We start from the raw sequence: 5,103 nt of genomic DNA, 5'->3' as shown, positions 1-5,103 counted from the left end.
TTTTCATGCTCTTGCCCTGATATGGAGGTTACTTATTCAGAAGTGCAATATGTACTGCGGTGTTTAATAAACTCACATTGCACAATAGGCATTTAATAAAATATCAAAGCTGATGCTTAGTACATATCAACGCTCGGGCCACCACCTTCATAAATACACTTCCTAACATAGTAGTTAATTTGACTGTTACCAGAGACAAAAACACTCCAACTCTTACCATACCTTGGGTTATGGCATGAAACTCGAGCATGATCAGCTGTTACACTTGGTTCAGCGTGGAGTACATTTATGTTCCCAATTGACAATATGGAAAGTGAGATAATTAATATCTTATTTAACATAATTATTTTCCTTTATTTATTGTGTTTAAAGCAAAAAGTGTCAAGCACTCTCTTTGGCTAAAAGCCATAAACACTATATTCATATTATAAAATTATTAACAAACAAAAAATTCAAAGCTACTCATGCAAAAAAATCATCAAGAAAATCTCAATATCAACATGTCATAAATAATAGCTTTTGATTTTTATGAGTGTTCATCTAAAGCCCAATTCAAGAAAAACAAGCTAACAACTAAGGACTGATTTAAATAGGAATATTTTTAAAAAATCAAAAAATATTAAGACCAACATAAATGAATCAATACTATATGGAAGAGCCAACTTGCAGAATTTTAATCTGGTGAAATATCCTACCAAAAGCAACTAAAACCAATCTTAAATACGTAATGAAAAGAATTAAAAACATCAAAATTAGACGTTTATTAAAAGATACATCCCTGTTTATATTTTAAATAAAAAAGAATAGACCCGAAAACTAGGCAACATAAATTAAATAGAAAATGAAAATTATTGTATTCGTTTTACAAGTCAACACCACCACGCCAACCACCTAATTGTCGGGTTAGCATTCATTTGCTTAAAAATCTGGTAGAGCCGCTTTCAAGCAAAAGTGTAATTCCTGTATCGTCATAGGAGATGAAGAACTCAAATCAGATACAGTTCAACTCAAACACAAAAACATGCATTACTCGCTACAACTAACCAAATTAACTCTGTTTCCATAAGTCAATAAATGTGTTGTACTTTGTTAGCGTTGTCAAACTCCAAGGTATTCTGACAACGCTAAATTGTATCAATGCTGAGCACCCTGCCTTTTATCTTCAAGCATTTCCATAAACTCAATGGCATTTTCTGGTTGATAGTTATCGCTTTCAGAAATACGCTTATAAACACTTTCATGCAAAGATTCATTAGTGCGTTTACCAATACCCAGTTTACGCACGCGCTCTGTAATTTTGTAGAGCCAACTCATCGAGTCGCGATATTCATCTAGGTAGAAAGGTCGATAGTATGATAAAAACCTCTCGTTGAAGATCAAACCATGCGCTCTGGCGCAATCCTTTATCCAATGCAACGAGATATTTGCTAACCCATCTTGAGAATAACCACCACCGATATTACTATGGCTTCCTGCAAACCACTTCTGCTCTAATGTTTGCTTAGAACCTTCCGGTAACGTCCAGATTGCAGGTTTAAATGGTCCTCGCCTTTCATCAATTGCTAAAGCATGATAAGCATGTTCGATATTTTCGGTAAGGCTCACATCGTGAAATCGATATCGACCATTTATAAAATCTAAATCAAACGGGACTCCTAGCGCACCAACTGTATCCCACACACCTACAAACTTAATCGACACATCTGTGCAATTATGTTCAGCCTTAAATTTATCAACTTCACTTTCAGGCGCGGTATTGCGATAAAGCCTATATGCTTCAGGCATATAAAAAGCATGATCTTTTGGTAATAATCCAATTTTGTTAATAAGCCCAATTACGCTGCGGATAGTATAAGCACCGCGGCTGAAACCAAACCCATAAATTTCATCACCGGGTTGATAGTTCAAGACCAAAAATTGATACGCACGCAAAACGTTTTGCGACAAACCAAGACCAAAACCGCCACCTAAAATTTTATCCATTCCCCAATGAGTTCCAACCCCCTCACTGTAATAGACAACTTGATGCACACCATCAGGGCATACAGGATCAACTCCTCTAGCAAGCTTCACCACATTGGTTGGCTTTCTTTTTCCTCGATCATATTGCGTAGGCTTATTCCAGGTACCATCCATACACAACACCAATCTTTTCATCATTTATCCTTTTAAATCAGCATGATTAAAGTTGATGGTAAGATACAATTAAACTCTTGTATTAAAAAGGGCAAACTTCACCTTTACTTTAAAGAAAAGTAAATGAGTGATGTTTTTTTAAACGCCATTCAAATATATTTGTCCAGGTATTTGCCTACATTTTTGTTTAAACAGCCACGCCATTCCTAATAGTGCTTACGTCATCCTTAAGCGATTAGAAATGACACTCGTCAACATCGTAACCACGAATAATTGTAAAACTTCCAACAGAAGGCGAAAAATACTCGGATTTAACCGCTTGATACCTTGGGTCATCAAAAAATGAAGTCATGATACTTTTACTTGGAAATCGCAGCGTAAATACACGATTAATGCACTCGGTTACTTCACTTTTAAGTACTTCGGATACGCGAAAGTCATACCCAAATTCACCTCCTTTCTCCTCTAAAATAGGCCTCATAGCGGTACGATACTGGCTGTATACAACGTCATCCAACACTTCCAACCCAACTAGCATTTCATATTTTGCCATAGTGTATTCCTTTCTTATTTGTCGTGTTCACCATATTGAAATAGACAACTTTGTAATTCAAGCTTGATAGTGAGCATTTTAAAAGCAAATCTGTTTTCTCATTTTTTAGTATTAAGTTTATGTCCACACTTCACAATTGCTCCTTATTGTTCTTTTATATAATAGTTAGTTGTAATTAGATGGATAAACTCATGATCCAACCACTATTTGATGGCGAGACAGCCGTAAACGATACTCACCTCAACGTAATCGCTCATATGCCAACTTTAAGTCTACCGGTTATCACTACTGATGAATTTAATCAAAAGCTAAGTGACGCAGACTATATGCGGGTAGCCGTACTCCTTGCTAAAAAAAGTTATATAGAAGGCGGATGCCCGATTGGTGCTGTTATCGTTAACAATGCAACCAAAAAAATTGTCGGTAAAGGCCACAATACATTGGTTCAAGAGTCGCACCCTTATAACCATGGGGAAACGTCGGCAATTCGTGACGCTGGCAGAATTGATTTTTCACAAACCACGCTTTACACCAGTTTGAGTCCATGTGATGTGTGCGCAACCTTACTTTACATGCGAGGCTTTCAACGCGTAGTTGTTGGAGATGTTACCAATGCATGCGGTAACGAAGCATTATTAAAAGAAAAAGGCATTACAGTCGATATTCTCGAAGATAAGATGGGTGTAGCTCAATACGCTCAATTTAGGCAAGAAAAACCAGATCAAGACTTAGAAGACTGGCAAGGCCTTGCGGCAGTTTCAAAGCCTTAGGTAGCATTTTGGTCTATAAGACCCGCCTGTATTAATTACCCTTGATTGGGTGGTTAATACGCCCCCATCACCCCGACCTTAAATCGTCCATACCTATGCCCTCACTTTTCTCCACTTTTTGAACATTAAAGATTGAGTTTAATATTCAACCAACTTTACACGCAGGAGACTTTACTAATACCCAAGAGCACATTTGTTATAATTCATAATTCACATATTAGTTTTATAGGATTAGCTAAAAATAAAACTTTAATTTATTAACCGATTACTCGTAACCTGACGTTATAGCAGACAGATACACGAGAGCGTAAAATCAATGACAACTTGAACCGTAAGGCATAACGACTTTATCTTAGCCAAAAAACAAAGCAGATAACTAACCATATATATTTATGCTTTAAACATAAAAAAGAACTACACAGTTTGACTGTATAGTTCAATATTTTATGTAATTTAAATTACCTCATCCACCTTGGCTTTTTTGCTAGTAGATAGGTATAAGCCACTAATTATAGGAAGTCATCTTCACATAGGATCAACATGTCTCCGCGGCGACATTGCTGGATCATAGGTGGTCTTAGCGTTCTAGTCGTCTCGGTTACATTACCGTCATTATCTGTTACTCTTAGTTTAACAGTGCTTGTAGTACGGATATCTACATGGCCACGGGTCGTGCTCACTCCATTTACCCACTTCTCTACCTTCTGGACCTGGCCATCACGATCACTGTAATTAAAATCTGCAACAATCACGTCCGCTTCATAATAGGTGATACCTGTATGTCGGTCATAATGCGATTCGACCAAATGCTCTGTTATATTCGCTTTAGGCGTATACTGGCATGACTCTCGTGAACTGGTGTTATATCCTTTATTAGGTAATGTTGTATCACATCTATATGTTGTCCAGTCGCCATTCTCATACTTTGTCTCTGTTAATGTTATCCACTCAGAATGATGCTGGCTTATGAGCTGATGAAGGAACTCACCAGAAGCATGGCAGCTAGCCCAACCGTACCAATATGGAGTTTGTACTGTCGTTGTTTTACAGTTAACCTTTTGATCTCCAGCAGCAAAAACACTAGCAGACAAAACACTTATAGAAGCAATAGCGACCTTAGATAGTAAATTCATAATTACCCTTATTAATTTTACGAGATTTTAAATTTATTATTTTAATTATCCCACTAAGCAGTGGTTGTAAATAACACTAACAAACAGAATTTAGCTTTACAAACCAGATACTTACAAAAGGGTAAAATATAACAATTCTACTTTCCAAAGTTGAATTTAAAGCATAAATAACAATTACTTATAGCTTTATTTATTTTTAATTGTAATATTTTATAATATTGATATTTTTCAATTATTAGGATTTAAAGGACTTTGTATTGCTATAGATCGGCTAAATTTGTAAAAAACCTTATAATTAAGGCACTTTCAAATCTTTTATTTTGCTTAAAGTCCATCGTTGATTTTTACGTATAATGTAAAGCCTTACTTTACCAATTAGAGTAAAATGCAATAAATAGAGTGCGGAACTAGCTCAATGCAACAACTTAGCGTGAAGAAATAGATCAATCTTAAAAATATAGAGGCCTATTAAAGGTGGTTTAACGATGAAAACGGCCTTGTTGATCAAATA

Annotated in this window: 4 protein-coding genes; 1 reads left to right on the top strand and 3 read right to left on the bottom strand. The window is 36.0% G+C overall.

The features are described 5' to 3' along the window. Window positions 1–1,134 precede the first annotated feature (1,134 nt). The gene (locus N477_RS19345) at window positions 1,135–2,160 is read right to left on the bottom strand and encodes a DUF2235 domain-containing protein (protein WP_081216317.1); all 1,026 of its coding nucleotides are present in this window, start codon (window positions 2,158–2,160) and stop codon (window positions 1,135–1,137) included. 211 nt (window positions 2,161–2,371) lie between these two features. Beyond that, window positions 2,372–2,689 (bottom strand): DUF1330 domain-containing protein, encoded by a 318-nt coding sequence (locus N477_RS19340; protein WP_063360123.1) that lies wholly within the window; start codon window positions 2,687–2,689, stop codon window positions 2,372–2,374. 191 nt (window positions 2,690–2,880) lie between these two features. Between N477_RS19340 and N477_RS19335 the strand changes: the two genes are divergently transcribed. Continuing rightward, entirely contained in the window at window positions 2,881–3,459 is a 579-nt protein-coding gene (locus N477_RS19335; RefSeq protein ID WP_063360122.1) for a nucleoside deaminase, read from the top strand. Between the two features lie 509 nt (window positions 3,460–3,968). On the opposite strand, the gene N477_RS19330 is transcribed toward N477_RS19335, so the two are convergent. Beyond that, window positions 3,969–4,592, bottom strand: a complete 624-nt coding sequence (locus N477_RS19330) for a hypothetical protein (RefSeq protein WP_063360121.1) — start codon at window positions 4,590–4,592, stop codon at window positions 3,969–3,971. Window positions 4,593–5,103: the final 511 nt, after the last annotated feature.

This window comes from Pseudoalteromonas luteoviolacea H33-S (genome assembly GCF_001625695.1).
Classification (GTDB): Bacteria; Pseudomonadota; Gammaproteobacteria; order Enterobacterales; family Alteromonadaceae; genus Pseudoalteromonas; species Pseudoalteromonas luteoviolacea_B.
The sequence above is the reverse complement of the archived record's forward strand: the minus strand, read 5'-3'. Positions and strand labels throughout refer to the sequence as shown.